Here is a 3,087-nt window from a genome sequence, read left to right on the forward strand (position 1 = left end):
TAACAGCGGTAATACCGTTCGGCGAACCGTTCGGGTTAGCCGGGTAGGTCTCGGTCACCTTACCGAAATTATCAACATAGCGCAGGGCCACCAGACCTTTGCTCTCGAGCTGAGCCAGATGCGCACCTTCACGCACTTCCACACTACCTTCACCTTGAGAAACGGCAATCTGCATCATCGATCCCCATGGTAAGGTCGTGCACCGGGCCACCGTCGAGAGCCATCCCGAGGTGATCGGCCGGCACCTGATCGACCTCGGCCACAGCTACGCGCGTGTCGGCCTGGAGGCGGGACCGCTCTCACCGTGGCTCTACGCCGGCCTGGTCGAAGCCGGACTGCCGGCGATCTGCGTCGAGACCCGCCACATGCATGCGGCCCTCTCGGCCCGCATCAACAAGACCGACCGCAACGACGCGATGGGCATAGCCCAGATGATGCGGGTCGGCCTGTTCAAGCCGGTCCACGTCAAAACGCCGGCCAGCCAGCAACGCCGGCTGCTCCTGACCTCGCGCAAGCTGCTTCAGCGCAAGGCTTACGACATCGAGAGCGACCTGCGCGGCCAACTGCGCAACTTCGGCCTCAAAGTCGGTGTCGTGGGGGCTGCCGGTTTCGAGCAGCGCGTACGCGACCTCGTGCTCGATCTGCCCTTCGTCGCGGCCGTGGTCCTGCCGCTGCTGGAGGCGCGCTCGGAGCTATGCAGGATTTTAGGTGACGGCGGCGGTCAGGCGGCGCGGTGGTCTGGGCTCGCGACGACCTCGGTCCCGTCGCGGAAGATGACGCCGGCCACGACCTTCGGCAACTGGTTTTCGCCCTTCAGCCGGCGCCAGGTTTTCGACGCCGCCATCACGAGCTTGAACACCATCAGCTTGGCGGTCGTGGCCGAGAGCGCCCCTTTGGTCCGCACGGTCCGATGCCGCACTGTCGCGAACACGCTCTCGATCGGGTTCGAGCTGCGCAGGTGATCCCAGTGCTCGGCCGGGAAGTCGTAGAACGCCAGCAGCGCCTCCCGGTCCTTGGTCAGGCAGCCGGCGGCGCGCGGGTACTTGGCCCCGTACTTCTCGACGAACACGGCCAGCGCCGCCTCGGCCCCCGCCCGGGTCGGCGCGCCGTGGATCTCCCGCAGGTCCGCCTTCATCGCCCGCTGGACGGACTTCGGCACCTTGTCGAGGACGTTGGCAGTTTTGTGCACCCAGCAGCGTTGGTGAGCCGTGCCGGGGAAGACCTCGTCCAGCGCCCGCCAGAAGCCGAGCGCGCCGTCACCGACCGCGATCTCGGGCGCGATCGAGAGCCCGCGCCGCTTCACGTCGACGAGCCGCTTCCGCCAGCTCTGAGCGCTCTCGCGCACGCCCACCTGGAAGCCGACGAGCTCCTTCCGGCCCTCGGGCGTCGCCCCGATCAGCACGAGCATGCACTCGGCCTGGTCCTCCATCCGGGCCTGCAGGTAGACGCCGTCGGCCCAGACGTAGGCGTAGCGGCGCGCCGAGAGGTCGCGACCCTGCCAGCGGGTGTACTCGTCTGCCCAGGTCGCGGTCAGCCGGGCGATGACGGCCGGCGAGAGGTTCGGGGCGTCACGGCCCAGCAGGGCGGCCAGCGCCTCCTGGAAGTCGCCGGTCGAGACACCGCGCAGGTACAGCACCGGCAGCAACGCATCCAGGCTGCGGGTGCGCCGCGCCCATTTCGGCAGGAGCGTCGAGGTGAACCGGATCCGGTCCTCGGACCCGCTCGCGCCACGGTCCCGGACGCGAACCCGCGCCACGGGTACCGGGCCGATGCCGGTCTGGATCGCCCGCTCCGGGCCATGGCCGTGCCGCACGAGGCGTGCGCGTCCGTCCGGCAGCCGCAGGTCCTGCATCGCACTCAGGAACGCGTCCGCCTCCATCTCGACAGCTTGGGCGAGCAGGCGGCGGGCGCCGCTGCGCAGCACCTCGGTCAGGGGATCGTCGATGGCCTCGGGCTGACGAAGCTGGACGATGTTGGTAGGCGTCTCCATGGCGTATCGCTCTCGCTGAGAGGTTCTGGCAGGCTTCGACACCCGCCTCGATACGCCGCCTTCAACACACCGTCGTCACCCAATCTCCCGCATAGCTCGCGCGCTCGGCGCTGCGGACCCAACTGGCCAAGCTGCACAAAATGCTGCTGGACCAGGTCCGCACCGACCCGGTCTGCCGGCGCTTGATGACCGCGCCCGGCGTCGGGCCGGTCGTGGCGTTGACCTACCGTACCTGCGTCGACAACCCAGCCCGCTTCGGACGATCGCAATGCGTCGGGGCGCATTATGGTCTGACGCCGCGGCTCTACCAGTCCGGCGAGACGATGCGGGTCGGCCGAGTCTCGAAGTGCGGCGACACGATGATGCGTGCCGCGCTCTACGAGGCCGCGCTCGTGCTGCTGACTGGCCCTCGGGTTCGATGGTCCTCGCTGAAGGTCTGGGGGCTGGCTGTGGCCAAGCGCAGAGGCATGCAGAAGGCCCTCGTGGCCGTCGCCCGCAAGCTGGCGATCGTGCTGCATCGCATGTGGCGCGACGAGAAGGATTTCCGCTGGTCGACCGAAGCCGCGACGGCGGCCTGAAGCTTACGGATCAGCATCACGTAACACCGAGCTCCTCCGGCGTGGAGGAGGTCCCTGTGGGGACGACGGGAGCGGGTGAGACCGAGGAAACTCGAGCGTCGGTTCTGCCGAGCGCGCGGCTTAGATGGATCCGCCCACTCCCTCTAACCCCATCATGAGGCGGCACCGGCCGACCTCGGAGAGAAGCAAGAGCTCCACAGGGCCGATCACGCGTCGAACCAGGATGCGCACGAAAGGGCGTTGACCGATGAACCCCGAATAGAGAAGAGTCTTGATCATCTCGCTCGCGGCATGCCGACCAGCTTTTTCGCCTCGAGTGGCAGGAGAAGGCGAGCCGCTCTTCGGCGGCATGGATCGGGATTGTCTCACCCGTTGGAGCCGGTACGCGCCTCGATTCGGCGTCAGGATGACCGGCGGCGATTAGAAAACGCGTGCGGTCTGACGCAAGCAAGCCTTAAGCCTAACGGTCTATATGTCGGCTATCGCGTTGCATTCCGATGTTAACTATGACGCTCGCAC

General features: G+C 67.3%; 1 protein-coding gene and 3 pseudogenes. 2 read left to right on the forward strand and 2 right to left on the reverse strand.

All coding sequences use genetic code 11. The features are described from left to right. Positions 1–184: pseudogene (locus tag ACU8YC_RS24645) on the reverse strand (phosphoribosylformylglycinamidine synthase subunit PurQ); the annotation flags it as partial. On the opposite strand from ACU8YC_RS24645, the pseudogene ACU8YC_RS24650 reads away from it, so the two are divergent. Next, positions 168–695, forward strand: a pseudogene (locus tag ACU8YC_RS24650) (IS110 family transposase); the annotation flags it as partial. The pseudogenes ACU8YC_RS24645 and ACU8YC_RS24650 overlap by 17 nt on opposite strands. 26 nt (positions 696–721) lie before the next feature. Here the strand turns inward: ACU8YC_RS24650 and ACU8YC_RS24655 are convergent. Continuing rightward, positions 722–1,990: an IS256 family transposase gene (locus ACU8YC_RS24655; RefSeq protein WP_446895914.1), complete on the reverse strand. Its 1,269-nt coding sequence runs from the start codon at positions 1,988–1,990 to the stop codon at positions 722–724. A gap of 98 nt (positions 1,991–2,088) precedes the next feature. Between ACU8YC_RS24655 and ACU8YC_RS24660 the strand changes: the two are divergent. Next, positions 2,089–2,568 (forward strand): annotated as a pseudogene (locus ACU8YC_RS24660) (transposase); the annotation flags it as partial. Between the last annotated feature and the right edge of the window lie 519 nt (positions 2,569–3,087).

It is taken from the genome of Citrobacter sp. VF227 (genome assembly GCF_052950715.1).

Coding starts and splice junctions, on each gene's coding strand:
- ACU8YC_RS24655 (WP_446895914.1), bottom strand. CDS start 1,990: ATGGAGACGCCTACCAACATCGTCCAGCTTCGTCAGCCCGAGGCCATC.